The sequence below is a fragment of the Chitinophaga sp. Ak27 genome (assembly GCF_012726295.1).
Classification (GTDB): domain Bacteria; phylum Bacteroidota; class Bacteroidia; order Chitinophagales; family Chitinophagaceae; genus Chitinophaga.
In genome coordinates this window covers 410,402-434,889 of the sequence record NZ_JABAOB010000007.1, presented here as the reverse complement: position 1 = coordinate 434,889, position 24,488 = coordinate 410,402, and the positions used below count along the sequence as shown (strand labels likewise).

Genomic DNA, 24,488 nt, shown 5'->3' with positions numbered 1-24,488 from the left:
TTAGGCGTATATTGTTTAAATACCTGTTTAGTCTTAGTTTTGGCCATAGTAATTTCAATGTGGTAATTAAAATTACTAATCGGCCCTTTCTCTGCAAAGAAAAGGGCCGACCTTTTTGGTCAGCCCCATATGATCGGCAGAGGACTGCTTATATCAGTTCTTTCAACCTAGCCACTACCTGGTCTACTTCTGCTTTGGTATTGTTTTTACAGAAAGAGAAGCGGACAGCGATCTGGTTGGGGTTGCTGTTGATGGCGCGGATAACGTGCGAGCCGGCATTCGCGCCGGAGGTACACGCACTGCCGCCGGAAGCACAGATGCCGTTGATATCCATATTGAACAGGATCATTTCTGATTTTTCAGACTTAGGGAATGCCACGTTCAGTACCGTGTAGAGGCTTTTGCCATACAGGTCGCCGTTGAAGGCTACCCCCGGGATATGCTGCTGCAATTGTTCTGCCATGTACATACGCAGTCCGTTGATATGCGCGCTATGCGCTTCATGTTCCGCAGTAGCAATTTCCAGTGCTTTGGCAAACCCGATGATACCGTACAGGTTCTCTGTACCTGCGCGCATATTACGTTCCTGGCTGCCTCCCTGGATGAAAGGCGTAATTTTCACGTTTTCATTGATGTACAGGATACCTACTCCTTTAGGACCGTGGAACTTGTGTCCGGCGCCGGTAACGAAGTGTACGGGCGTGTTACGCAGGTCGAACGGGTAGTGCCCCACCGTTTGCACGGTATCAGAGTGAAAGATGGCATCAAATTCCTTGCAAAGATTACCTACCGCATGAATGTCGAGCAGGTTACCGATTTCGTTGTTGGCGTGCATCAGGGTAACCAGGCATTTTTCGGTAGAATTTTGCAGCAGTTCACGCAGGTGTTCCATATCAATATGACCGGTAGGCAACACTTTCACAAAGGAAAGGGCTACGCCGTCATGATGATGCAGGTACTCTACGGTGTGCAGGGTAGCATGGTGTTCAATGGGAGAGGAAATAATGTGTTTGCACCCCAGGTCTCGCACCGCGGCAGAAATGGCGGTATTACTGCTCTCTGTACCACCGGAGGTAAAGAAAATTTCCCCGGGATGTGCATTCAGTATTTTAGCTACTGATTTGCGTGCGTTTTCGATACCCAATCTTGACTCCCGTCCGTAAGAATAGATAGAGGAAGGGTTACCGAACTTTTCAGTCATAAATGGCAGCATAGCTTCTAATACTGCCGGGTCCAGCGACGTGGTAGCTGCATTGTCGAAGTATATTCTTTCCATGGTGGTTTTTGATAAAAGAATAATTAATTAATGGTGGTATGGTTTAAAAAGAGGGCTAAGTTCGGAAAAAAAGCAGAAAGCGAAAAGCTTAAAGCAAAAAGCTATTGTAGCGAATACATATCAAATATAATAATATATTAATATTACGCTTCGATATATTCGCTACAATAGCTTTTTGCTTTAAGCTTTCCGCTTTCTGCTTCTCAGGAATTCCGGTTAATCACGTCATAGAAACGATCCCTGTACCCATCAGAGATAGGAATAGATTGATTGGCGATCATGACGGTATTTTTCTCCACGCAATTTATTTTGTTGAGAGATACCAGGTAGGAACGGTGCACCCGGATGAACTTATCTGCGGGTAAACGTGTTTCAAACGATTTAAGGCTACGCAGGGTAAGTACCGGCAAATTATGTGTATAAATTTTCGTATAGTCTTTCAATGCTTCAATGAAAAGGATGTCTTCCAGGTTGATCTTAATGATCTTATACTCTGTTTTGATGAAGATGTAGTCATTCACCCAGGTGGCTTCCATGGGTACAGTGTTACCAATGGCCGGCACATTTTTCTGCTGGGAAACCGACCAGGTTTCACTGGCTTTGGCAGCTGCTTTCAGGAAACGTTCGAAGGGCACCGGTTTCAGGAGATAATCAACCACATCGAGATTAAATCCATCCAGCGCATACTCGCCGTATGCCGTAGTGAATACTACCATAGGCGGATATTTCAATGACTTGAGGAACTGGATGCCGGTGATATCCGGCATTTTGATATCCAGGAATACCAGGTCAACCGGCTCGTCCTGGATGAAGCGCAACGCGGTGGCCGCGTTTTCGAATTTACCCGCCAGGGTGAGGAATGGAACCTTACGGATATAATCTTCCATAATTTCCAAAGCCAGCGGTTCGTCATCCACAGCAATACACTTAATCATTTGTTCAACACAATTTTAAGATCTACAATAAATTGGTTCTCCGTTTCGCTGATATTAATCTCATGCCTGTTTTCATAGAGCAATGCCAGGCGTTTCAGTACATTGTCCAGACCTATGCCTCCCCTCTCCGCTACACGTTCTTTAAAATGACTGTTTTTAACTATTAATCTGATCATATCATTTATTGTCGTCACATCTATATCGATGAAAGATTCCTCTGTATAACTAATACCATGTTTAAACGCATTTTCTACGAAAGGTACCAGTAACATTGGCTCTATCTGCAAACCGTCTGCATCTCCATTCAACTGGTACCGGATGTTAATATCTTTCGGTAATCTCAATCGCTGTATTTCTATGTAATCATGCAGGTACTTCAACTCCTGCGACAGTAACACTTTGGCCTCATTGGATTCATAGATCATATATCGCATGATGGTGGACAGCTTCAAAATAGCGTGTTCCGTTTGCGTCGACTGTTTATGCGCCAGCGAATAAATGGTGTTTAAACAGTTAAACAGAAAATGAGGATTAATCTGTGACTTTAAGAATTTCAGTTCCGCATTTAACTTCTCTACTTTCAGTTCTTCCCGCTGTTTTTCACTTTTAAACCATTCAAGCGCAATCTTGATAAAACCACTCATAAACAACATCAACAATGCAAAAAATCCCGATCTTCTGAGTACCTCCGGGAAAAAGAGATATTCCCACAGTGTGGGCCCTTCTTCAAATATGCGCGGAGGATGCATAGGCAAAAACCCGGGCGCTGCCACCGTTACAGCTCCTCCCGCCGTGTCATGCACCTCTCCCCTCGTTACAAATGCTGGTTCTCCCATGGAAGCCCGGGCGCTGAAAAACATGCGACGATGATGAAACGGAGGAAAGCTATCAGATGTTACTGACACCGTATTACTTTTTTGACCTAAACGAACCGCCATCATCTCAGGCCGGGGTCCTAAGTGTTTGAAAAAATAGAAATTAAGCGCCGCCTGTTGGGCCGTAATAAAAATAATTAACAGGGCAATACTGCACAGATATGTAACAATCTTGCTTCTATTGAAATACCGGGGAATCAGCACATAAATATTCAGGTAAAAAATACCAATGAGGAACAAGTTATCTACCAGCTCTTTTAAAAAGAAACCGGTATGCATGATCTGTATACGATAAATAAAAAACGGGAAGAATAAAAAGCATGCCCATCCCAGGATGTGCAAGGAAATGAGGAAGGGACGACTTTTGAGAATCCGTTTGAAACTTAGCATCATGTAATTTGATGCGATAAACTTACATTAGATAGGGTTAGACTTGTGTTAAAGTTTGTTAATCCTCTATAAGGGATTGTTAAATTTAATAAAGAACTTAAAATCGGCTTAAAATACACAAACAGATTAAACCTTTGGATCAGTATTGTTTTTAATGCGTGGCATTGAAAACAATACTGATCCAAAGGTTAATTTATATGGTAAACAATTACTCCGCTTCCGGTATACCCATGCGCACCAACTCCTGCTGTGACATAGAGGGGATTTTATGGTGGGTTAGCTTTTCTGCGACCACATTCCCTACCCGCAATGCGTTTTCCTTTGAACGGAATACCCGGTTTCCGGGAACGCCAGGGATAATGTCCTGGTAGATATAAGTGCGACCACCTACATTTACCTTATATCCCCAACCATCGTGTATCGCAAAGGGTTCTACTACTACGGCAAGCATATCTGAGCCGTTCTGCTGCGCGGTTGTACGGGATGTCTTCCAGGCGAAGAACACCAGCGCCGCAACAGCTACCAGGGAAACGATGATAATGTTACGCTTAGTCATTTTTGTTATACGCTGCGTTTGGATCAAATTCCCGCATATCATCCAGCTGTAAACTGGAGCTTTGTCCTAATACTACGAAGCCGCGGTTTTTCACGGTAAAGCCGGTAGCATAAGTGCGTGCGGCGCCTTCGAAATCTGTTTTCTGTACCCAGCGATCGGTAGCCGGATCGTACTCCCAGGTAGCGGCAGTATAACTACCTCTTGTACCGGTAGTGATATACCCTTTTCCATTGATAACAAAAGAAGCCGCACCACTGCCCGCAAAGTTGTAGGCATCATCAAAGCTATCGTCGCTTACATTCGCAATCGAGTTGAGGGTAGTCCAGTTGGTCCCATCAAAGGAATAAAAATCTGTAACAGGTGTAGAGTTAGCCGTTCCCATCACTACATACGCTTTGTTGTTGATCACAAAGGCAGAAGCGTCTTGTCTTTTACCGCTGTTGAGGCTCTGTGCTTGTGTCCAGGCATTGGTAGCCGGATCGTATTGCCAGTTATCCTTTAACCAGTTACCATCGTAGCCGGTAGCGATATAACCTTTGTCATTCAGGGCAAAAGCTACCGCTCCATAACGGGCACTACCGCTAAAGTCAGCTTTGCGTGTCCAGGTATTAGCGGCAGGGTCGTATTGATAAAAATCATTCAGTTTATTCAGTCCATCGTAACCGGTACCGATATATCCTTTTCCGGCCATGGCCATACCAACAGCGTTACTGCGTGCAGTTCCGGTAAAAGGCGCCTTCTGTGTCCACTGGTTCAGGTCCACATCGTACATCCAGATATCCTGTAATCTGTTAAGTCCATCATATCCGGTTCCTACATAGGCTTTATCATTAACCACGAATGAAGCAGCTGAGCTTCTGGCAACACCTTCAAATTCAGAACGTTTAATCCAGTTCCCAACCAGCGTAGTAGTATTTGAACTTTTCGAACAGGCTGCCAGGGAAGCCATCAATAATAAACTATAACCTTTTAAATATCGCATTAGCATGTTCTTTTTACTGCAGCCAAAATTATCTGCCGGAGCATTCCGGCAAACAGGAAATAGCTATTCCCGCTATTTTAGATGACGGATACCGTTATTTCATCTACCAGTAGGATTCTTTCCCCCGAAAAGCCCGTTCCCGCGCTATTGTCAGCATAAAGAACAGATTTCGTTATTCATCGATAAATTTTGGCTGTTGGCATATTAAAGTAATTGAAAGTATCGATCCTGTCTAAAATTGCGCACCATGAACAATACCATGTATCATTTAATTTTCACGTGCGTAAATGGTCGGATACGCAGGTACCTCCCGGCAGTGTTGCTGGCGGCGCTGATCTCATCCTGCCAGAAGACGGGGTTTACCTATAACAATATTGTAGACAATAATCAGCATACCGATTATATCCTTACTGATACCTTATCGGTGAAGATGCAAACCATACAGCAGGACTCCATGCCTACCTCCGGTGCAGAAGTATTACTGGCCGGCAAGAGAGTAGATCCGCTCTTTGGTACTTCCACCGTTCAATCTTACTTCCAGATTGCGCAACCGGCCACCATTGATATTCCTGCCAATGGCTCCAAATATGATTCCATGGTGCTGATGATGCGCCCCAATGGCTACCTCGCCGGCGATTCTACCCAGGTACAACAACTACAGGTATACCGGGTGACCTCTACCATCCAGACTGCCAAGAACTTCTACTACCTGTACAACAGCAGTAGTTTTTCTACAGAAAGTACGCCGATAGGAAGTTTCACCGGCGTTATCCGTCCCAATACCGACAAACTTATTACCGCCCATATGTCCGACCAGCTGGGCGCCCAGCTATTCCAAATGCTGGTAGATAAAAGTCCGGATATTACCACCAACAATATGTGGCTGGAATTTTTCCGGGGGTTGAATGTAAGGGGAGCCGCCGGCAGTACCCTGGTATCGGGCTTTACAGCTAATGATACTTCCCTGGTGATGCGTTTATACTATCACGTCAACGAATTAATCACTACTGTAAAATATGTCGACTTCAAAATGCAGGCATCTAACCTGCAATTCAACCAGGTGGTAACTACCCGTACGGGCACGCCACTGGCACCACTTACCGGCCCTGGGAAAACCCTGCCTTCCGCCAGTGCCGGCAACCAGGGCTTCACACAGCCGATCACCGGCGTAGCCACCCGCATCGATATTCCTTATATTAAAAACCTGGCTTACCTGGGGCAGTTCTTTAAAGTCATGAAGGTATACCTGTCTCTTAAACCGGTAAACGGTACCTATGTCAACGACCGCCTGCCACCACGCATGGCCCTCTGCGAAGTAGATAAGCTGAACAACGTTACCGATACGCTGACCTATGGACAGCTGACCATCGACAAACAATTTAACGTAAACACCAACTATACCTTCGATATCACCAATTATGTGATCAAAGAACAAACCGTTACCGATGTTAATTCACGGGGATTGTTACTCACACCAAGTGCTACAGATGGAAAAACAACACTGGACAGGCTGGTAATAGGCGATCAAAAAAACACTCAGAACCCGCTTAAAGTACAGTTATACTATCTGTTGTACAAATAAAGGATACACATGCGCATAAAAATATATAGCGGTTTAACTTTACTCCTGTTGTGCGGCACCGCTGCCAAAGCGCAACATGGCCTCAATTCCATCTATTCTGCCTATGGTATAGGAGATATGGAAACAAGGGATTACAGCCGGAACTACGGCCTGGGGAGCAGTGGTATTGCCCGTCGCCACTCCGGCTACCTCAATGAACTCAACCCTGCGTCTTACAGTGCGATACCTAATCAGAACTTCATGTTCGATGTATCGATCAAAGCGCAGCAGATCAACTATAACGGCGCCGGCATTTCCAATAGCGCAGGAGACGTCAACTTTAAACGATTGGCCCTGGGTTTTAAAGCAACCAGTTTCTGGGGTATCTCCGCCGGTATTGCACCTTTCAGCAGCATCGATTACAAAATTCTTAACCAACAGTTTGTCACTGGTACAGGCGCACCCGTTACCACTACCACCACCGGTACCGGCGGGTTTAACAGGGCATATATTTCTAACGGCTTTGCCATCAACAAGCATTTTTCCGTTGGGGTATCTACCGCATTCTTATTTGGCCCCATCAACGTATCACAAAATATTGGTTCCGACTCTTTACAAACACAGCACAACAAATATGGCTTTAAGCCCAACTTTACTGCTGGCGCACAATATGTAGGTAAAATCAATAAAGACTGGCAGCTGGGATTGGGCGCCACTTATCGCTTCCAGACCAAAATGAAATTGCAGGAAAAACTGAATATCGTCGATATCAACGGTACTTCCCTCTTCTCAAAAGACCAGGATCCCTCCTATTTCACGCTACCAGCTGAATATGGGGGCGGTATCGCCCTCACCAATGGTACCTTCACCTGGGTGGCCGACTACCGGCATTCTCTGTGGAACAGCCTGAATGAGAAAGGCCCGACCTTCACTTATGTAGACGGACAACGTTACTCTACCGGTATCGAATACACGCTGAAACGCCAGTATTACAATCAAATGATTGAAGGGGCTGTATTACAAGCTGGTTTTGCTTTCAACCAAACGCCACTGGTAGTGAGCAATACTCAGATTAAAGATATTTCCGGTACCCTGGGCGTATCGCTGCCCAGCAAAAACGGGCAGCTAAGATATTACATAGGGCTGGAAGCTGGGCAACGCGGCACTTCCGGCACGGCGCTGATAAAAGAAACTTATGTAAATGCGATATTTCACTTCAGCCTGAGAGATCTCTGGTTCCTGAAGCGATTAGCCCAATAAGAAGATTTACGCAAAGGTGCTAAAGAAAAAAGCACCTTTGCGTGACACGTTATTGCATTCGTTCAGTCAAAAGCTTCCTGAACCAGTATCCGGAATCTTTGATTATTCTTTGTTGGGTATCGAAATTAACATGCACGAGGCCGAACCTGGCCCGGTATCCTTCCGCCCATTCAAAATTATCGGTGAGCGTCCAGGCAAAATAGCCTTCTACCGGTACTCCTTCTCTACGGGCCTTTAACACACCGGACAGGTATTCCCGGAAATATTCAATACGGGCGGTGTCAGCAATGCGGCCATCGGCGGTAAGCTGGTCGGGGAAGGCAGCTCCTCCCTCTGTTACAATGATTTTCCTGACGCCCTCGTAGGCGCTAAACTGTTTGAGTATTTCATACAGCCCATTGCCACTGATTTCCCAGCCTAAACCGGTAAGCGGTACATTGCGGTACCTGGCCTTTACTTCCGCAATTTTTACCACGGGCATAAAGTAATTGTACTTCACTACGAGCGGGAAATAATTCTGTACCCCTATAAAATCAAAATCAAATGGGAGGCGATCCCAATCGCGCCACAGGGCATACCGGCGTTCAATACGGTGCAGCAGCGGGAAATCTTTTTCCGGGTATCCCATGCCCAGGGCTGGTTCCAGGAACAGGCGATTAAAGAGCGCATCTGCCCGGCGGGCGGCCTGTACGTCTTCTTCACTATTGGTATATGGGATAATTTTTGAGCAGGACAACGCCGTGCCAATATTGGCGCCGGCTACCTCCTGGCGGATCACCCGCCCCGCCTCAGCCTGTGCCAGGGCAGCATGGTGCACTGCCGGCAAAAACCAGGAAAGGCCAAACTTTCCCGGGGCATGTACGCCCAACATATAACCCAGCGCTGTAAACCCAAAGGGTTCATTGAGTACAATCCAGTTCTTTACTTTATTTCCGTATTCACGGGCACATATTCTCACAAATTCCTCAAAGGCAAATACTACTCCCCGATGGCTCCAGCCACCTTTATGTTCCAGCGCCTGCGGCAAATCCCAGTGATATAGCGTGATATAGGGTTCCAGCCCCAATTCGAGACAGGCATCTATCACCCGGTGATAATAGTCAATTCCTGCCTGGTTAACGGCGCCCGTTCCCTTGGGCATAATGCGCGACCAGGCCAGGGAAAAGCGGAATACGGAAAATCCCAGCAGCTTGGCCAGTAGTATATCTTGTGTATAGCGATTGTAAAAGTCAGTGGCCACCTGTGCGTGACTCCTATCTTTGATTTTACCTTTACGGCTGGCGAAGGTGTCCCAAATAGAGAGACCTTTGCCATCTGTATTGAAGGCACCTTCATTCTGAAAAGCGGAAATAGTAACCCCCCAAAGAAAGTCGTCACCGAAATCCTTGCGTGTAAAGGGTATAGCAGTTGTTTGCATACGCGATACCGTAAACCGGGGCTTGCGGACGTCCCGAAACCGTGTGCAGTTTACAACAGTTTTTGTGGAAAATCGATTATATAATTGTTAACACCTATATGGTGCCCGTTTTTTGAGGAAAAACCGTAAAGCTATGGTTTTAATACTATTTTTGAGTGCCGACTAAACAGAGCTGTCTATAACATGCAAAAAATAAACATACTGCTGGGGCTAATCCTGCTGAGTGCCTGCGCCGGGAATAGTGGCAAAAAGAAGAACGATCTTACGGAAAAGGATACACTGAATAAGATGGTATTGATTCCTGCCGGTTCTTTTTTCATGGGCGCAGACGACAGTACTGGCATGGCAGATGAGTATCCCAAACACAGGGTGGATGTTGCCTCTTTCTGGATGGATGAGCACGAGGTAACCAATGAAGAATTTGCCCGCTTCGTGGAGTCCACCGGTTATGTTACCACCGCCGAGCAACCTATCAGCAAAGCAGAATTGCTGGCCAGCCTACCTCCTGGCAGTCCTGAACCCGACAGCAGTGTACTGGCCTCCATGATGGCGCCCGGTGCCCTGGTGTTTACGCCCCCCGACCACAAGGTGCCTTTCAACGATATTTCGCAATGGTGGTCATTTGTTCCCGGTACCAGCTGGAAGCATCCTGAGGGGCCGTCGAGTAACATCAATAACAGGGGCAAGGAGCCTGTTACGCAGGTTTCCTGGCTGGATGCCCAGGCATTTGCCAAATGGGCCGGTAAAAGGCTTCCTACGGAGGCAGAATGGGAATATGCCGCCCGCGGGGGACTATCAGGGCAATTATATCCCTGGGGCAATGAGGCATTGACAAGTGGCCACCCTAAAGCCAATACCTGGAATGGTAATTTTCCTTATCACAATACGCAAACTGATGGTTATACCGGCCTGGCGCCGGTGAAATCTTACCGGCCCAATGGCTATCACTTGTACGATATGTCGGGAAATGTGTGGGAATGGTGCGACGATTGGTACGATGCCAACTATTACATACAGGGCGAAAAGGGCGTACAAAATCCTGCAGGCCCTACCACTGCTTTTGATCCGGACGACCCGGGGCAGGCCAAGCGGGTAATACGGGGAGGCTCTTTCATGTGCAGCGATGAATATTGCCGGGGATACCGGGTATCTGCACGTATGAAAAGTACGCCGGAGTCAGGGTTAGCTAACCTGGGATTTCGTTGTGTACGGTCAGCGGACCAGAAATGAGGCCAGGTCCTGGTAATCGCCGTCATATCTTTTCCCGTTCACATAAAAAGTAGGCGTACCATTTACGCCACTGCGCACGCCACTTTCGAAGTCGGCCTCCACTTTGCTGAGCAACCGGGGAGTGTCCATATCATTTGAAAACTTGTGGAGGTCTAAGCCCAGCTCAGTGGCCAGCGTTACCAATAGCGTCTCATCCAGGTCAGACTGGCGATTGTACAACGCGTCATGCATGGGCCAGAACTGCTGCTGTAAAGCAGCCGCTTCAGCAGCTAGGGCAGCATCCATCGCATATTCATGGGCTTCCGATAAGGGAAAGTTGCGAAAAATGAAGCGCAGCTTATCTCCCAGCTGTTGCTGTAACTCTTTCACTATAAAAAAAGCTTCGCGGCAATACGGGCATTGAAAATCGCCGTATTCTACCAGTTCTATTGTTGCATGTTCTGCTCCGGTGGCATGGTCCAGCGCATTTACGGGAGGAATCAGTGTAGGCATCACCGTTGTCATTTAATTTTTTCTAATGCATCCAGTATACCATCGGCTCCCGGGTTTTGGCCAATGGGCGATAAATAACTCCAGCGGATAATTCCTTCGGCATCTATCACAAACAAAGCGCGCTGGCTAACGCCTTCCGCATATACGTCATAAAGGCGTGACACCGCTCCCTTCGGCTCAAAGTCGGCCAGCAGATCGAAATGCAGCTGCCGGGCCTTCGCGAAAGCCTGGTGACACCAGGCGCCATCTACTGAAACACCCAGTAGTACCGCATTATATCGTTCAAAATACTTGAGCATTTCGTTGTATAACGACATTTGATCGCTGCATACAGGACTCCAGTCGGCCGGATAAAACGCCAGGATAACATTCTTTCCGCGCAAATCCGCCAGTGTTATACTCTTCTCGGGAGTTGACGGCAATGTGAAATCAGGTGCTTTTTCTCCTTTCTGTAACATAAGCTGGTAATTATCCCCTATATAAACAGCCTTTTTCACATAATGTTGTGCAGAAACAAAAATGCCACGGTGGCGGACCGTGGCTTTTTGTAAGTATGATATAACTATTGGCAGATGAAAATAGTGTATGAAAACCACCATACAAAATATATAGCCATTACCGATACTCCTGTCAAAAATAGCTTATCGTACGTTTATAGTATCTTTTGTTGCTGTTATATTGCTCCCTTTCAGATGGCCTTTAGTAGTGACGAGTACCACTCCATTTTTTGCTCTTCTACCATAAATGGAAGTAGCAGCTTCATTTTTCAACACACTAACGGACTGTATCTGATCAGGATTAATAGATTCGAGCCCTTTCTCATTTTCCAGCGGAACTCCATCTACCATAATCAGTACCTTTTTCAGGTCATCTTTCTCATTGTTGCTCAGGCCCCGGTATACCAATGGCCCTTTTGCAGACGGGTCTTTGGTTTCAATGAATACAATTCCATTCTTTGCCTGGTTGCCGTAAGTATCCACATCTTTTGCAGATGTACTTTTTACCACGGTAACGGATACCACTTTTTTATCGGCTTCATACTTATTCACAGCCTCCATATCACTGATATTTCCGTCAATCACGATCGCTGGCCTTGTAGCTGGATCTTTGGAAAAAATATCTGTTTTCTTACCACTTGTTACTTCCTGGATAACTGGTGTTGTTGGTGGTGGCGGCGGTGGCGGCGTTTTAGGCAGTTTTCCCGCTTTTTTCACTTGCGGTGCAGGCGCAGGGGGTGGCGGAGGAGGAGGTGGTGGTGGTGGCGGCGTTAGGGTATCTTTTTTCACCTCCTGGAATGGCATCATTACGGCGGCCCGGCTATAGTTCAGCGACAGCACGGCGCCGGCTACAATAACGCTCAGCACCAGGTAACGTACCACCTGATATTGGGATGATTTCTTTCTATTCATCATCATGATCCTGTTTTTAAGATGTGAGAAATTGAAATTGTTTGCGATGGCCGTCGCATATGGGATCCCACTAACTTTAATAAGGTTGTATTGATAAGCCGTTTTGTCTACTCCCTGTTGCAGGAGATAACGGTCGGTAATAAATTCGAGGTTCTCACGGATGGCTGTTTTCATGAGCCACGCGCCGGGATTAAACCAATAGAAGATGTTATTGAGTTCGCCTAGCACGACGTCCATACTGTGCCACTGCTTCACGTGCACTTTTTCATGCCGCAGGATGGCCGGCAGTTCTTCCGGCAGGTGCAGGGAAGGATTGATATAGATATGGCGGAAGAAGGAAAAAGGATTTACGGGCTGCTGCAATACCTGTACCTGTACGTTGTCGATTTCATCGCGGTGCGATTTCCGGTGTATCTTCCATAGGGAAAATAATTGTATAGCAAAACGTATAGCCATCACTGCTACACCGGTCCAGAAAACATATACCAGGGCTGTCCACACCGTAAACTCCGGCTGAGGCGCCTGCCATTTGGTAAAATCAGGTATATAAGTCATGACCGTGCCGGCAATGACTTCGTGTTTATCCACAAAGGCATTGATAGAGATCAGCGGAAACAGGGAAGAGAATACGATACCTGTCAACAGGAACAGCCTGTTGCCGGTATAAAAGGTAAGCCGGCGCAGTCCGAAGCGGTAAGCCAGAAAAAACAGCGTGAGCGAGATGTTAGCCTTTAACAGGTAGATCAAAACAGCAGGTACCATAAGTCTTCGTTTTATTATTTCCCTTTTTCAATCATGCTAATTATTTCCTTCAGTTCGTCGGGGCTGATCTTCTTTTCTTTAGCAAAGAAAGACACCAGCTCTTTGTAGGAATTTTCGAAGTAGTCTTTTACAAACCCGTTCATGAACTTTTGTTTGTATGCGGCTTCCTCCATCAATGGCGTATATTCGTATACGTTACCCATTTTCCGGCTTTTTACAAAGCCTTTTTTCTCCAGGTTTTTGATGGTAGATGCCAGGGTGGTATACGGTGGCGCCGGCGCCTGATGCGCTTCCAGGAAGTCTTTCACAAAACCTCTCCCTACTTTCCAGATAGCCAGCATGGCTGTTTCTTCTTGCTGGGTCAGTTTTTCCATAGCAACTGTTATTATTGAATTACGATTCTTTCGTAAATCTACGAAATAATCGTAGATAGCCAAATTTTTTTTTAAAAAAAACAACAGAGAGCAAAAGGCTTGAAAGCAAAAAGCTATTGTAGCGAATAACCAATGCGATTTTAATACCCGCAAAGTTCATTCGCTACAATAGCTTTCTGCTTTGAGCTTCCGCCTATTTCAGGATCTCTTCCAGTTTAGATTCGAGTTCTTCACCACGAAGGTTTTTGGCTACGATCTTACCTTTGGGATCAATCAGTACGTTTTGTGGAATAGCGCGCACCCCGTAGAGGTCGGCCGCTGCATTTTTCCAGCCTTTCAGGTCGGAAACATGTTTCCAGGCAAGCTTATCAGCTTCGACAGCCGCCAGCCATTTTTCTTTTTTATCATCCAGGGAAACACCGAGGATTTCGAAACCCTTGTCTTTGAACTTATCGTACGCCTTTACCACATTAGGGTTTTCCGCGCGGCAGGGACCGCACCAGCTGGCCCAAAAGTCGACCAGTACATATTTACCACGGAAAGAAGACAGGCTGATATCTTTACCATTTGCATCTGCCTGTGAAAATTCGAGGGCAGGTTGGCCTACTTCTGTTTTACGGGCTGATTCCAGGCGTTTGGCAAACTCTTTACCAGAAGGGGAATTCTTAGCCTGTTTGCTTAATTTCTTATATAAAGGCGCTATTTCAGTAGGTTTCAGGTCGTAGCCGGCTACCTGGTTCAGCAGGAACATAGCAATAGGCGAAGAAGTATTTTTCAGGAGAAAATCATGCTCGATTTTCTTCTCTTCTGCGTCCAGTGCGTCGTACTCCGCTTCCAGCTTTTTGATGCCTTCCTGGTCTTTATTCTTAGCCAATTCGCGGTATTGTTTCTGCAGGGCAGCACCTTTTTCATTCACATCTTTCAACAGGTCGTTCAGCTTTTTGTAGTCATCGTTGGCCTGGGAACCGGTAACGGTGGCTTTGCTGATAGAATCAGTGGTGTTCACACTCACCACACCTTTATCGATGAATACAGCGAGCATATCGCGGCCCATAGACAACGGCCTTTCTGTGCCTTTCTGCACTAACATTAAACTGGCCATGGAAGGTTCTTCCAGTGTGCCATTGAAGGAAAATTTACCATCTTTTACCTGTGCGCTGTCCAGGAAGTTTTCGCCCGACTTACGCATTCTGAGATAAACAGTGGCAGGATCTTTTTGCTGAGAAACTGTTCCTTGTATGGTGTAAGGCTTACCAGCAGCCGATCCCTTTTTATCCTGGGCTATCAGCACAGTGGGAGCTAAAAGGGCAATGCCTAAAATTGCTTTCTTCATTGGTTTTTGTTTTACGAATAACAAATTTGTAAAATCGGCGGCGCAATCGCAACCTGATTTTGATAAACGGCTATTTCAGCAGCTCCTCCAGTTTAGCTTCCAGCTCTTCACCACGCAGGTTGCGGGCGACGATTTTACCGGCAGGGTCTACCAGGAAATTAGAGGGAATAGACTGGATACCGTATTGCACGGCCACTTCATTGCCCCAGCCCCGCAAATCGGATACCTGGGTCCAGGCGAGCCCATCATGACTAATGGCCTGCAACCAGCGCTCCCGGTTATCATCCAGCGATACGCCCAGAATAGTGAAATTCTTACCCTTATATTTGTTATACGCTTTTACCACATTAGGGTTTTCCTGGCGGCAAGGCCCGCACCAGCTGGCCCAGAAGTCAACCAGCACATATTTACCGCGGAAAGAAGACAACTTCACCTGCTGGCCTTTGGCGTCCTGCTGCGAAAAATCATCAGCGGGCACATTAACGCCGTTTGCCCGCAGGCTTTTTATATAGGCGGTTACGCTTTCGCCGTATTGGCTGGCCTGTACCGACTTATCCAGCGAGCTGAACAACTGCTGGAACTCATCCGGCTCTAACCGGCTACGCAATTCATTCATCAGCATCCAGATACTGGCAATCGCCTTAGGATGGGTTTTGATGAACTCCTTACCTGTGCTCACCACATCTTTGCTGAACACATCTGCCTTCTTGCGGAAAGCATTCTTTCCCGGCTCATCCTCCGGGTTAATATTCTTTGCCTCTGCATTCAGGTCCTGCGCCCTTTTAATTAACGGCTCAAAAGCTTTCTGGTACTGCTGCATAGCCTGTGTATTCTCATTTCCCTTTACCGATGAAGCAATGGGAAACGTAGCCATGGAGGTGACCAGGTGTATAGGTTCATTTCCTGTTACGAATAACATTGGGTAGCTTACATCCTTCATAATCAAGGCATATACTGATGGCTCCTTCCCGTTTTTTACCTTAAAGCTGAACTCATCATTTTTGATCACTACCGAGTCATCAGGGTAATTATCCTGGTCGTCCAGGAGATATATGGTTTTACCGCTCCCGTTCTTCACAATACCCGATACCTGCTGAGCATACGCTCCCATGGAAAGCAGCCCTGCAACGGCCAACAGGAAAATTCTTTTCATTACAAATTATTTTAATTAGTTAGAGGCTGTAATATACGAAGAGATTTTTTATAGAGAGAAGGGGTAGTCAACCGCCACCAGTGGCAATTGATGGGACATGGTTTTCAGGATACCGGTACAGGCAAGCGTTTCATTCCCGTTTATTAAAAGCCTATTTGCTTAAAATCAAGCATTAATAAATAAAAATAAACACCGGCAGGTAGCTATACAGGGGCAATAAGCCAGCAGCAACACCCGCCAGGCGGGTGTTGCTCGCATTTATTTATGACGTTGTTTTAACACTGATATAACATCTGACAGCTGAAATCCTTTTGCCTGAAGGAGTATCAGGTAATGGAACAACAAATCAGCAGATTCATTGAGAAATAAATCGTCGTTATGATCCTTTGCTTCAATCACCACTTCTATAGCTTCCTCTCCTACCTTTTGCGCTATTTTGTTGATGCCTTTGGCAAAGAGGCTGGCAGTATAGGATTTATCGGTAGGATTGTTTTTCCGGTCGGCAATAATTCCTTCCAGGGTAGCCAGGAAATCGTTGCTGATATTTTGCTCATCCCAGCAGGTATCTGAGCCGGTGTGGCATACTGGGCCCAGGGGACTGGCTTTTACCAGGATGGTATCCTGGTCGCAATCTACTTTCAGGTCTTTAACGATCAGGAAATTTCCGCTTTCTTCCCCTTTTGTCCATAAACGGTTTTTAGAGCGGCTGAAAAAAGTCACCTTACTTTCCGCCATGGTTTTTTCCAGCGCTTCGCGGTTCATATAACCCAACATCAGCACTTTACTTGTCACAGCATCCTGTATAATAGCCGGAACCAGGCCATCGGACGACTTTTGAAAATCTATCTGCATGTTAACATATTTCAGGTATCACTAAAATCTTACGTTCACTCCCTTCTCATAGAGAAAGGTTTTGAGCGCAGGTATTTCTATTTCTTTGTAGTGGAAGATACTGGCCGCAAGGGCTGCATCGGCCTGCGCAATTTCAAATACATCCACAAAGTGGGCCATCGTGCCGGCGCCACCGGAGGCAATTACAGGCACGTTCAGGTGCTGAGACAATTGCGCGGTAATATCAAGAGCAAATCCCTGCTTAGTGCCATCATTATTCATAGATGTGAGCAGTATCTCTCCGGCGCCACGGTCAACGGCTTCTTTGGCCCAATCGAACGCTTTTACCGGCGTTTTTACGCGTCCCCCGTTCAGGTACACGTACCAATCGCCTTCTTCGAAGCGAGTGTCGATAGCAAGCACGATGCATTGACTACCAAATTCCCGCGCCAGTTTATCCACCAGTCCTGGATCTTTGAACGCGGAGGTGTTCACTGAAATTTTATCAGCGCCCGATTGCAACAACACATTCACATCTTCTACAGAGGAAATGCCTCCCCCTACTGTAAAGGGGATATTAACATGGCGGGCAATACGGGTAACCAGTTCCGACAATGTTTTCCTTCTTTCATTGGTAGCGGTAATATCCAGGAATACCAATTCATCCGCTCCCTGCTCAGCGTATAATGCGCCCAGTTCGATAGGATCTCCGGCATCGCGGATATTTTCGAAATTGATACCCTTAACGGTGCGACCGTCTTTGATATCCAGGCATGGTATGATACGTTTGGTCAACATGTTGTAATATTTTACAGGAATGTTTTTAATGCCTCCATAGAGATGTTTCCCTCATAGATGGCTTTACCGATAATAGCCCCACTACAGCCAATTTCCTGCAAGACAGCCACGTCGTCAATATTGCTTACGCCGCCACTGGCTACAAAGTTAATGCCTGGGAAGCGTTCTATAATTTTTTTGTACAGGGCGGTTGATGGTCCTTGTAAGAGGCCGTCTTTAGCGATGTCTGTACAAAAGATATTGGTAACCCCGGCTGCGATATTGCTTTCCAGGAAATCAAACACCGACAGCGTAGTGGTTTCCAGCCATCCGCCTACCGCTATTTTCTCTTCCTTCACATCTGCGCCCAGGAATATTTTCTCTGCGCCATATTGTTTTACCCAGCTGAAAAAGAGCTCTGGCTGTTTTACCGCAACGCTGCCAATAGTGGCCAGGGCCGCTCCGCATTCAAAAACAATATCCAGGTCCTTCCCCGTTTTGATGCCGCCTCCAAAATCTGTTACCAGGCTTGTTTTTCCAGCAATGCTCTCCAGCACTTTCCAGTTCACCACTGCACCTTTTTTAGCGCCATCCAGGTCTACCAGGTGAAGACGGCGTACACCGATCGCCTCGAATTCTTTGGCTACTTCCAGCGGATGTTCGTTGTATACTTTCTGTTGGCTATAGTCACCTTGCGTGAGTCGTACACATTTACCATCAATAATGTCGATGGCGGGAATTACTTCAAATTTTTTGGTCATAGTGTGCTGTTCCAGGGGCAGTTCCATTTTGATATACCTGATACCGCCCTTCATAAAATAATCGCCCTTTTTAATATAGCCGAGCTTCTCATAAAAGCTGGCGGCTGTATCACGAGCATTACACCAGAGTAATTTTATTTTCTCTTTTTGGCAAACGCCTGCCAGGTGCGCCAGCACAGCCTTGCCATAGCCTTTGCCCTGTGCGGCGGGCAGCGTAGCGAGTTTACGGAACTGAGCGCTGTCATGGCCCAGGAACAGGGATACCACCGTTACCAGTTGCCCCTGATCATATACACCGAAGTGTAGCCCATCCCGGTCATTCTCTACCATTACTGCCTCCCATGATTCATTGGGATACAGTACATCTCTTCTTAGCTGCAAGGTATCTGCTGCCGTAATCTGACGGATATTCATCTTACAGGTTCAAAAAGTTCTCTATAATGCGGGCGCCTGCTTCGGCAGATTTCTCCGGGTGAAACTGCACCGCATAAAAATTGTCCTTCTGCAGGGCAGCGCTGTAATTAATCACGTAGTTGGTGATAGCCACGGTATCAGCTCCCAGGGCAGCGTAGTAGCTATGTACAAAATACATGTAGGCATTTTCCGGTACATGTTCAAACATCACACTGTGTAAGCCGGTAATATTATTCCAGCCTATCTGTGGTATTTTGAGCAGGTTTTCTACGGGCGATTGAAAACGTTTTACCGCGGTGTCAAATATCCCGATACATTCGGTATCGTTTTCCTCCGAATGTTTGCACAGCAATTGCATGCCCAGGCAAATGCCCAGCACAGGCTGCTGCAAACCGGCAATCACCTTGTCCAGCTTCCGCTCCTTCAGATACTGCATGGCCGTACTGGCTTCTCCCACACCGGGGAAAATCACTTTATCCGCCGACATGATCTCCTCGTGATTATCCGTTACAGTACCGTCAACGCCTAAACGCTCCAATGCAAATTGCACAGAGCGGATATTACCGGCGTTATATTTTATGATAACTGTTTTCATGTTTGTTACTGAATTATTCCCGAAATAAACGTTTCTACCGTTTTATCAATATCCTGGCTATGTTCAATGGCTTTAATGAAAGCCGTACCAATGATGGCACCGTTAGCATAGGCAGATGCCGTATCAAAAGTAGCTTTATCTTTTATACCAAACCCGATTAATACCGGGTTACTGAGCTGTAAACTTTTCAGTCGCCCGAAATATGCCTGCTGATCGTTCATATTCTTGTCCTTCCCCGTAGTAGAAGAAGATGATACCGCATACAGGAAACCCTTGCTCAGGCTATCTATCTTGCGGATACGTTCTTCGCTTGTTTCCGGTGTTACGAGGAATATCAGGTGCAGGTTATACTTTTCAAAAACAGGCCGGTATTCACTTTCATATTCGGCCATCGGCAAATCAGGTACAATGACGCCATCGATCCCTACTTCGGCGCACTTGGCGCAGAAGGCTTCTACCCCATAAGTTAATACCGGGTTAAAATATCCCATAAGGATAACAGGAACATGTATCGTTTGCCTAAATTCCGCCAGCTGCGTAAACAGGGTATGCAGGCTCATTCCGTTCTGCAGGGCTTTGGTGCTGCTATCCTGGATCACGGGACCATCGGCCAGCGGATCGGAGAAAGGCATGCCCAGTTCAATTAGGTCCGCACCATGCTGTTGTAAAGCGGTCATCACCGGCAGTGTATCATTTAACTTAGGAAAACCTGCCGTGCAATATATATTTAAAACGCCGTGTTGCTTTTTGGCAAACAGTTGATCAATACGATTTTGCATAGTCCATTTTATTTTTTCATGTTACGGATATAGGTATCCAGGTCTTTATCCCCACGACCGGAAAGGCATACCACCACTACATCATCTGTGTTCAGCGGGAGGTCTTTCAGTTTGGCGAGGGCATGAGCCGACTCCATTGCGGGGATAATACCCTCCAGCGCACTCAGTTCGTAGGCTGCCGCCAGTGCTTCATCGTCAGTAGCATCCAGGAACTGGGCGCGGCCCGATTCATACAAATGAGCGTGCATGGGTCCAATACCGGGATAATCGAGACCCGCAGAAATAGAGTGTGGCTCTACAATCTGTCCGTCGCTGGTTTGCATAAGCAGGGTTTTACTGGCATGGATAATTCCGATGGTTCCCAGCTGCGTGGTAGCTGCCGAAAATCCGCTGTGTACGCCTTTACCACCGGCTTCTACTGCCACCAGCTTCACTTCTTCCTCATCGAGGTAGTGAAAGAAAGCACCAGCTGCATTACTGCCGCCGCCGATGCAGGCTACTACGTAGTCAGGATGTGCGCTGCCTGTTTTTTCCAGCAGCTGCTTCTTGATTTCTTCACTGATCACCGACTGGAAACGGGCCACCATATCAGGATATGGATGAGGGCCGGCAGCGGTGCCCAGTATATAATGCGTATCTACCGGATTGTTGATCCAGTCGCGTATGGCTTCATTGGTGGCGTCTTTCAACGTTTTACTACCACTGGTAGCCGGTACTACGGTGGCTCCCAGCATTTTCATGCGGGCCACGTTGGGCGCCTGTCTTTCGATATCGATGCTCCCCATGTACACTACGCATTCGAGCCCCATCAGGGCACAAACAGTTGCCGTAGCTACGCCGTGCTGACCAGCGCCGGTTTCAGCGATGATACGCGTTTTCCCCAAACGTTTTGCCAGCAGGATTTGTCCAATGGTGTTATTCACCTTGTGGGCGCCGGTATGATTCAGGTCTTCCCGTTTGAGGTAAATTTTTGCTTTATATTTTTCAGATAAACGCTTCGCGAAATATAAAGGAGAGGGTCTTCCTACATAGTCTTTCAACAAGGCTTCAAACTCCTGTTGAAAAGAAGGATCACTGAGTACTTCCAGGTATTTGGATTGTAATTCGTGTACGTTGGGGTACAGCATTTCAGGAATGTATGCCCCTCCAAATCTGCCGTAATAGCCGTTCTTATCCACCTGATACCTGGAGTTGCTGGTATTGATTGCAATATCCATGACCGTTTATTTTGTTAATGATGAATGTATTTCTTTTACAAATTGTTCCACCAGCGCTATGTTCTTAACGCCGGGGCTGTCTTCAAACTTACTGTTCACATCTGCTGCAAACAGCATGGGCAACTGCATGCTACTGATTTCCCCTGCCTGATCCGGTGTAATACCTCCGCTTAAGAAAAAGGGATGATCAAACGGGTAGGTTTTCAACAGTTCCCAGTTAAACCGGTCGCCTGTGCCACCATAGCCTTTTACCGACGCGGTATCGAACAGGAAATAGTCGGTAACCGGAATAAATGGCGCCACGGCTGTTTGCCAGCTAACGTTATCCCCAATACGAAATGCTTTAATCACCTGGATGCTATTGCGGAGAGCGGCACAAAATTCGGGCGTTTCATCGCCGTGCAGTTGTACCATATCCAACGCATAGTCGGCAACAGTACGTTGTACCTGTTCCTGGGAAGCATTTACAAACACACCTACTTTCCGGATGCGGGTAGTTTCCCGTACCGACCTGGCGTCTATTTTGTTGCCCGCAAAGCGGGGTGATTTCTCATAAAAAATAAATCCGGCATAGTCTACTCCGTTAGCTACCAGCGCCTGCAAGTCATTGATTCTTGTAATACCGCATACTTTAATACGCATATCGTTATTGTTTTTGCTGCAGGTCGTTGAGTGTCTGTACAAAGTTTTCAAATGCCCTGGCCGGATCTTCCTGTCTCATAAAATGTTCTCCGATGAGGAAACCCTGGAATCCTGCGTTCTTCAGGGTAACGATCGAAGCGGGATCATTGATACCGCTTTCCGCTACCTTTATTTTATCGGCCGGAATTTTAGGCGCCAGCTCACAGGAGCGGTTAAAGTCGACCTGGAAAGTAACCAGGTCCCGGTTATTTACGCCTACCAGGTGGGTATGTGCCGTTACCTTTTCCAGTTGAGCTTCGCTGTGTACTTCCAGCAATACTTCCAGGCCGAGGTTATGTGCAAATGCAGCCAGGTGTGCTACCTGTGTGGCATCCAGGCATTCTGCAATCAGCAGGATAACATCGGCGCCGATGGCCCTGGCTTCCAGGATCTGGTATTCATCTATCACAAAGTCTTTGCGTAGGATAGGAATCTGGTTAAAGCTGCGTGCCTGTTGCAGGTCGTCGGAAGAACCACCGAAATATTTCTCATCGGTGAGCACCGACAATCCGGAGGCGCCATAGCGGGTATAGGCAGTAGTTACTTCCTGCACGGTTACGTCGCCATTGATCAATCCTTTGGAGGGAGAGCGGCGTTTAAATTCTGCGATGATGCCTGTTTTTTCCGGTTGTTGCAGGAAATTGCGCAGGGATAAGGTTTCCCGGCTAAATCCGGGCGACTGTTGCAGGTCCTGCGCACTACGTTGCAATTTACGGGCAGCTACTTCTACCTGTTTATGTGCGACTATTTCAGCTAAGATGTTTTTCATGATCAATTATCTGGTACTACGATTGCAAAGCAATCAGTTTTTTAAATGAGGTAAGCGCGCTACCCGACTCGAGTGACTCCACTGCCGCGGCAAAGCAATCATCGTAGGATGAATATTTCCCCAGGCTGTAGAGGCCCATAGCTGCGTTGGCAAATACTACGGAATTCTGTGCCCAGGTACCTTCTCCTTTGAGTATCTTCATAAAGATTTTCGCAGCTTCTTCGGTAGAGTTACCACCATAGATATCTTCCGGGTGTACCTTTCTTTTGCCCAGTTGTTCCGGCGTCCAATCCTGCTCTCCTTTATTGGTGATCACCTTGGTATCGGCGGTCAGGGAAATTTCGTCGTATCCGTCCAGGCTGTGTACAATTACAAACTGCTTGTCTGTTTGCTGGAACAGGTAGTTATATACCCTCGCCATTTCCAGGTTATATACGCCAATGAGCTGATGTTTGGCCAGGGCCGGGTTTACCAGGGGACCCAGCATATTAAAGAAAGTTCGGATGCCCAGCTGGCGGCGGATACCGGCCACATGTTTCAGGGCCGGGTGAAATAACGGGGCGTGCAGAAAGCAGATGCCAGACTCTTCCAGTTCCGTTTTCAGCCTGGCATCATCATTTTTGAACTTATACCCTACCAGTTCCATCACATTGGAGGCGCCACTTACCGAAGACACGCCATAGTTGCCATGTTTGGCCACCTTGGCACCTGCCCCGGCTACCACAAAGCACGACAAGGTAGAAATATTAAAGGTATTTTTTGCATCCCCGCCGGTACCTACGATGTCCAGTACATCGTAACCATTCAGGTTTACCGGTACACAAAGCTCCAGCAGGGCATCGCGGAAGCCGAGCAGCTCGTCGATGGTGATACTGCGCATCAGGAAAACAGTCATGAAAGCAGCGAGTTCACTTTCATTGTACATACCCTTGGAAATGCTGATCAGGATGTCTTTTGCTGCTTCCCGGGAGAAGGTTTTATGTTCGAAGAGATAATTGAGAATCTTTTTCATAGCTGTTAGCTGTTGGCTTTTAGCTTTTTTAACAAAATGGTTTAATGCGACACGCGGAGCGCGGAAGGCTGTAGATTACCGCTCCAGCCAGTTTCGCAGGATTTGTTCGCCCTGTGGCGTCAGCACACTTTCGGGGTGAAACTGTACACCGCTTACATCGTATTTGTTATGTTGCAATGCCATAATAAAGCCGTCTTCATCTTTGGCAGTCACGATTAATTCAGCGGGGAGGGTACTTTCATCCACCACCCATGAATGATAGCGACCCGCCTGGATCTCGCGCGGCATGCCCTTAAACAGGCGCCCGTTGTCGGCAATAATGTTTACCCGGGTAGCCACGCCGTGGTATACTTCTTTCAGATTGGTTAAGGAAGCGCCGAAAGCCTGTCCGATGGCTTGTTGGCCGAGGCAAACCCCAAAAATAGATTTGGTGGGGGCATATTCTTTAATAAGCGGCAGTAACAGCCCCGCTTCTTCCGGGATACCGGGGCCGGGAGATAGAATAATTTTATCGTAGTCGTTTACTTTTTCCAATGGAATTTCATCATTGCGTACCACGGTGACTTTGCCGTTGATGATTTTTTCCACGAGATGAACGAGGTTGTATGTAAAGGAGTCGTAATTATCGAAAACGAGGATATTCATCA

General features: G+C 46.9%; 25 protein-coding genes. 3 read left to right on the top strand and 22 right to left on the bottom strand.

Going from position 1 to position 24,488, the window contains the following annotated elements; genetic code table 11:
* Window positions 1-148: 148 nt before the first annotated feature.
* The 5 genes from HGH90_RS23940 to HGH90_RS23920 all read right to left on the bottom strand — a co-directional run bounded on the left by HGH90_RS23940 (window position 149) and on the right by HGH90_RS23920 (window position 5,014).
* Entirely contained in the window at window positions 149-1,276 is a 1,128-nt protein-coding gene (locus HGH90_RS23940; RefSeq protein ID WP_168766256.1) for a cysteine desulfurase family protein, read from the bottom strand.
* A 203-nt stretch (window positions 1,277-1,479) separates the two neighbouring features.
* The gene (locus HGH90_RS23935; protein ID WP_168766255.1) at window positions 1,480-2,211 is read right to left on the bottom strand and encodes a LytR/AlgR family response regulator transcription factor; all 732 of its coding nucleotides are present in this window, start codon (window positions 2,209-2,211) and stop codon (window positions 1,480-1,482) included.
* Window positions 2,208-3,479 carry a sensor histidine kinase gene (locus HGH90_RS23930; protein WP_168766254.1) on the bottom strand — a complete coding sequence of 424 codons (1,272 nt, stop codon included), beginning with the start codon at window positions 3,477-3,479 and terminating at the stop codon, window positions 2,208-2,210. Before HGH90_RS23930 ends, HGH90_RS23935 begins: the two co-directional genes overlap by 4 nt.
* 205 nt (window positions 3,480-3,684) lie before the next feature.
* Entirely contained in the window at window positions 3,685-4,032 is a 348-nt protein-coding gene (locus HGH90_RS23925; RefSeq protein ID WP_168766253.1) for a DUF4907 domain-containing protein, read from the bottom strand.
* Window positions 4,025-5,014 carry a Kelch repeat-containing protein gene (locus tag HGH90_RS23920; protein ID WP_211093071.1) on the bottom strand — a complete coding sequence of 330 codons (990 nt, stop codon included), beginning with the start codon at window positions 5,012-5,014 and terminating at the stop codon, window positions 4,025-4,027. The genes HGH90_RS23925 and HGH90_RS23920 overlap by 8 nt, the downstream gene beginning before the upstream one ends.
* A 247-nt stretch (window positions 5,015-5,261) precedes the next feature.
* Between HGH90_RS23920 and HGH90_RS23915 the strand changes: the two genes are divergently transcribed.
* Both HGH90_RS23915 and HGH90_RS23910 read left to right on the top strand, forming a co-directional pair.
* Window positions 5,262-6,596, top strand: coding sequence for a DUF4270 family protein (locus tag HGH90_RS23915; protein ID WP_169192042.1), 1,335 nt, complete (start codon window positions 5,262-5,264; stop codon window positions 6,594-6,596).
* 9 nt (window positions 6,597-6,605) lie between these two features.
* Window positions 6,606-7,835: a hypothetical protein gene (locus HGH90_RS23910; RefSeq protein ID WP_168766250.1), complete on the top strand. Its 1,230-nt coding sequence runs from the start codon at window positions 6,606-6,608 to the stop codon at window positions 7,833-7,835.
* Window positions 7,836-7,884: 49 nt separating this feature from the next.
* On the opposite strand, the gene HGH90_RS23905 is transcribed toward HGH90_RS23910, so the two are convergent.
* Window positions 7,885-9,252 (bottom strand): GH1 family beta-glucosidase, encoded by a 1,368-nt coding sequence (locus tag HGH90_RS23905; RefSeq protein ID WP_169192041.1) that lies wholly within the window; start codon window positions 9,250-9,252, stop codon window positions 7,885-7,887.
* Between the two features lie 183 nt (window positions 9,253-9,435).
* On the opposite strand from HGH90_RS23905, the gene HGH90_RS23900 reads away from it, so the two are divergent.
* Window positions 9,436-10,482 carry a formylglycine-generating enzyme family protein gene (locus HGH90_RS23900; protein ID WP_169192040.1) on the top strand — a complete coding sequence of 349 codons (1,047 nt, stop codon included), beginning with the start codon at window positions 9,436-9,438 and terminating at the stop codon, window positions 10,480-10,482.
* Here the strand turns inward: HGH90_RS23900 and HGH90_RS23895 are convergent.
* The 16 genes from HGH90_RS23895 to HGH90_RS23820 all read right to left on the bottom strand — a co-directional run bounded on the left by HGH90_RS23895 (window position 10,465) and on the right by HGH90_RS23820 (window position 24,486).
* Entirely contained in the window at window positions 10,465-10,974 is a 510-nt protein-coding gene (locus tag HGH90_RS23895; RefSeq protein WP_168766247.1) for a DsbA family protein, read from the bottom strand. The genes HGH90_RS23900 and HGH90_RS23895 overlap by 18 nt on opposite strands.
* A gap of 8 nt (window positions 10,975-10,982) precedes the next feature.
* The gene (locus HGH90_RS23890; RefSeq protein WP_168766246.1) at window positions 10,983-11,432 is read right to left on the bottom strand and encodes a redoxin domain-containing protein; all 450 of its coding nucleotides are present in this window, start codon (window positions 11,430-11,432) and stop codon (window positions 10,983-10,985) included.
* Between the two features lie 183 nt (window positions 11,433-11,615).
* Window positions 11,616-13,145 carry a M56 family metallopeptidase gene (locus HGH90_RS23885; protein WP_168766245.1) on the bottom strand — a complete coding sequence of 510 codons (1,530 nt, stop codon included), beginning with the start codon at window positions 13,143-13,145 and terminating at the stop codon, window positions 11,616-11,618.
* A 14-nt stretch (window positions 13,146-13,159) separates the two neighbouring features.
* On the bottom strand, window positions 13,160-13,519 hold the full coding sequence (locus HGH90_RS23880; protein ID WP_168766244.1) for a BlaI/MecI/CopY family transcriptional regulator: 360 nt from the start codon (window positions 13,517-13,519) through the stop codon (window positions 13,160-13,162).
* 193 nt (window positions 13,520-13,712) lie between these two features.
* Entirely contained in the window at window positions 13,713-14,852 is a 1,140-nt protein-coding gene (locus tag HGH90_RS23875; RefSeq protein ID WP_168766243.1) for an AhpC/TSA family protein, read from the bottom strand.
* A 70-nt stretch (window positions 14,853-14,922) separates the two neighbouring features.
* Entirely contained in the window at window positions 14,923-16,005 is a 1,083-nt protein-coding gene (locus HGH90_RS23870) for a TlpA disulfide reductase family protein (RefSeq protein WP_247679992.1), read from the bottom strand.
* 258 nt (window positions 16,006-16,263) lie between these two features.
* A complete protein-coding gene (gene hisIE / locus HGH90_RS23865; protein WP_168766242.1) occupies window positions 16,264-16,857 on the bottom strand; it encodes a bifunctional phosphoribosyl-AMP cyclohydrolase/phosphoribosyl-ATP diphosphatase HisIE in 594 nt (197 codons plus the stop codon).
* 21 nt (window positions 16,858-16,878) lie between these two features.
* The gene (gene hisF / locus HGH90_RS23860) at window positions 16,879-17,634 is read right to left on the bottom strand and encodes an imidazole glycerol phosphate synthase subunit HisF (protein ID WP_168766241.1); all 756 of its coding nucleotides are present in this window, start codon (window positions 17,632-17,634) and stop codon (window positions 16,879-16,881) included.
* Window positions 17,635-17,645: 11 nt separating this feature from the next.
* On the bottom strand, window positions 17,646-18,788 hold the full coding sequence (gene hisA / locus HGH90_RS23855; RefSeq protein ID WP_169192039.1) for a 1-(5-phosphoribosyl)-5-[(5-phosphoribosylamino)methylideneamino]imidazole-4-carboxamide isomerase: 1,143 nt from the start codon (window positions 18,786-18,788) through the stop codon (window positions 17,646-17,648).
* A gap of 1 nt (window position 18,789) precedes the next feature.
* Complete coding sequence (gene hisH / locus HGH90_RS23850; protein ID WP_168766239.1) at window positions 18,790-19,383, bottom strand: imidazole glycerol phosphate synthase subunit HisH; 594 nt, start codon at window positions 19,381-19,383, stop codon at window positions 18,790-18,792.
* 5 nt (window positions 19,384-19,388) lie between these two features.
* The gene (gene trpA, locus HGH90_RS23845; protein ID WP_169192038.1) at window positions 19,389-20,162 is read right to left on the bottom strand and encodes a tryptophan synthase subunit alpha; all 774 of its coding nucleotides are present in this window, start codon (window positions 20,160-20,162) and stop codon (window positions 19,389-19,391) included.
* Between the two features lie 8 nt (window positions 20,163-20,170).
* Window positions 20,171-21,379, bottom strand: a complete 1,209-nt coding sequence (trpB, locus tag HGH90_RS23840) for a tryptophan synthase subunit beta (RefSeq protein WP_168766237.1) — start codon at window positions 21,377-21,379, stop codon at window positions 20,171-20,173.
* A 6-nt stretch (window positions 21,380-21,385) separates the two neighbouring features.
* Window positions 21,386-22,021 (bottom strand): phosphoribosylanthranilate isomerase, encoded by a 636-nt coding sequence (locus HGH90_RS23835; RefSeq protein WP_168766236.1) that lies wholly within the window; start codon window positions 22,019-22,021, stop codon window positions 21,386-21,388.
* Window positions 22,022-22,025: 4 nt separating this feature from the next.
* Window positions 22,026-22,829, bottom strand: coding sequence for an indole-3-glycerol phosphate synthase TrpC (trpC, locus tag HGH90_RS23830; RefSeq protein ID WP_168766235.1), 804 nt, complete (start codon window positions 22,827-22,829; stop codon window positions 22,026-22,028).
* A gap of 16 nt (window positions 22,830-22,845) precedes the next feature.
* The gene (trpD, locus tag HGH90_RS23825) at window positions 22,846-23,841 is read right to left on the bottom strand and encodes an anthranilate phosphoribosyltransferase (protein WP_168766234.1); all 996 of its coding nucleotides are present in this window, start codon (window positions 23,839-23,841) and stop codon (window positions 22,846-22,848) included.
* Window positions 23,842-23,916: 75 nt separating this feature from the next.
* A complete protein-coding gene (locus HGH90_RS23820) occupies window positions 23,917-24,486 on the bottom strand; it encodes an anthranilate synthase component II (protein WP_168766233.1) in 570 nt (189 codons plus the stop codon).
* Window positions 24,487-24,488: the final 2 nt, after the last annotated feature.

What these genes read in the sequence shown, in the direction of transcription:
- hisH (WP_168766239.1), bottom strand. Translation starts at nt 19,383, where the DNA reads ATGAAAACAGTTATCATAAAATATAACGCCGGTAATATCCGCTCTGTG.
- trpC (WP_168766235.1), bottom strand. Translation starts at nt 22,829, where the DNA reads ATGAAAAACATCTTAGCTGAAATAGTCGCACATAAACAGGTAGAAGTA.
- HGH90_RS23880 (WP_168766244.1), bottom strand. Translation starts at nt 13,519, where the DNA reads ATGGAAAAACTGACCCAGCAAGAAGAAACAGCCATGCTGGCTATCTGG.
- HGH90_RS23835 (WP_168766236.1), bottom strand. Translation starts at nt 22,021, where the DNA reads ATGCGTATTAAAGTATGCGGTATTACAAGAATCAATGACTTGCAGGCG.
- HGH90_RS23890 (WP_168766246.1), bottom strand. Translation starts at nt 11,432, where the DNA reads ATGTTACAGAAAGGAGAAAAAGCACCTGATTTCACATTGCCGTCAACT.
- HGH90_RS23875 (WP_168766243.1), bottom strand. Translation starts at nt 14,852, where the DNA reads ATGAAGAAAGCAATTTTAGGCATTGCCCTTTTAGCTCCCACTGTGCTG.
- HGH90_RS23940 (WP_168766256.1), bottom strand. Translation starts at nt 1,276, where the DNA reads ATGGAAAGAATATACTTCGACAATGCAGCTACCACGTCGCTGGACCCG.
- trpA (WP_169192038.1), bottom strand. Translation starts at nt 20,162, where the DNA reads ATGCAAAATCGTATTGATCAACTGTTTGCCAAAAAGCAACACGGCGTT.
- HGH90_RS23910 (WP_168766250.1), top strand. Translation starts at nt 6,606, where the DNA reads ATGCGCATAAAAATATATAGCGGTTTAACTTTACTCCTGTTGTGCGGC.
- trpD (WP_168766234.1), bottom strand. Translation starts at nt 23,841, where the DNA reads ATGAAAAAGATTCTCAATTATCTCTTCGAACATAAAACCTTCTCCCGG.
- HGH90_RS23895 (WP_168766247.1), bottom strand. Translation starts at nt 10,974, where the DNA reads ATGCCTACACTGATTCCTCCCGTAAATGCGCTGGACCATGCCACCGGA.
- HGH90_RS23930 (WP_168766254.1), bottom strand. Translation starts at nt 3,479, where the DNA reads ATGATGCTAAGTTTCAAACGGATTCTCAAAAGTCGTCCCTTCCTCATT.
- HGH90_RS23820 (WP_168766233.1), bottom strand. Translation starts at nt 24,486, where the DNA reads ATGAATATCCTCGTTTTCGATAATTACGACTCCTTTACATACAACCTC.
- HGH90_RS23920 (WP_211093071.1), bottom strand. Translation starts at nt 5,014, where the DNA reads ATGCGATATTTAAAAGGTTATAGTTTATTATTGATGGCTTCCCTGGCA.
- hisIE (WP_168766242.1), bottom strand. Translation starts at nt 16,857, where the DNA reads ATGCAGATAGATTTTCAAAAGTCGTCCGATGGCCTGGTTCCGGCTATT.
- HGH90_RS23925 (WP_168766253.1), bottom strand. Translation starts at nt 4,032, where the DNA reads ATGACTAAGCGTAACATTATCATCGTTTCCCTGGTAGCTGTTGCGGCG.
- HGH90_RS23905 (WP_169192041.1), bottom strand. Translation starts at nt 9,252, where the DNA reads ATGCAAACAACTGCTATACCCTTTACACGCAAGGATTTCGGTGACGAC.
- HGH90_RS23935 (WP_168766255.1), bottom strand. Translation starts at nt 2,211, where the DNA reads ATGATTAAGTGTATTGCTGTGGATGACGAACCGCTGGCTTTGGAAATT.
- HGH90_RS23870 (WP_247679992.1), bottom strand. Translation starts at nt 16,005, where the DNA reads ATGAAAAGAATTTTCCTGTTGGCCGTTGCAGGGCTGCTTTCCATGGGA.
- hisF (WP_168766241.1), bottom strand. Translation starts at nt 17,634, where the DNA reads ATGTTGACCAAACGTATCATACCATGCCTGGATATCAAAGACGGTCGC.
- hisA (WP_169192039.1), bottom strand. Translation starts at nt 18,788, where the DNA reads ATGAATATCCGTCAGATTACGGCAGCAGATACCTTGCAGCTAAGAAGA.
- HGH90_RS23915 (WP_169192042.1), top strand. Translation starts at nt 5,262, where the DNA reads ATGAACAATACCATGTATCATTTAATTTTCACGTGCGTAAATGGTCGG.
- trpB (WP_168766237.1), bottom strand. Translation starts at nt 21,379, where the DNA reads ATGGATATTGCAATCAATACCAGCAACTCCAGGTATCAGGTGGATAAG.
- HGH90_RS23900 (WP_169192040.1), top strand. Translation starts at nt 9,436, where the DNA reads ATGCAAAAAATAAACATACTGCTGGGGCTAATCCTGCTGAGTGCCTGC.
- HGH90_RS23885 (WP_168766245.1), bottom strand. Translation starts at nt 13,145, where the DNA reads ATGGTACCTGCTGTTTTGATCTACCTGTTAAAGGCTAACATCTCGCTC.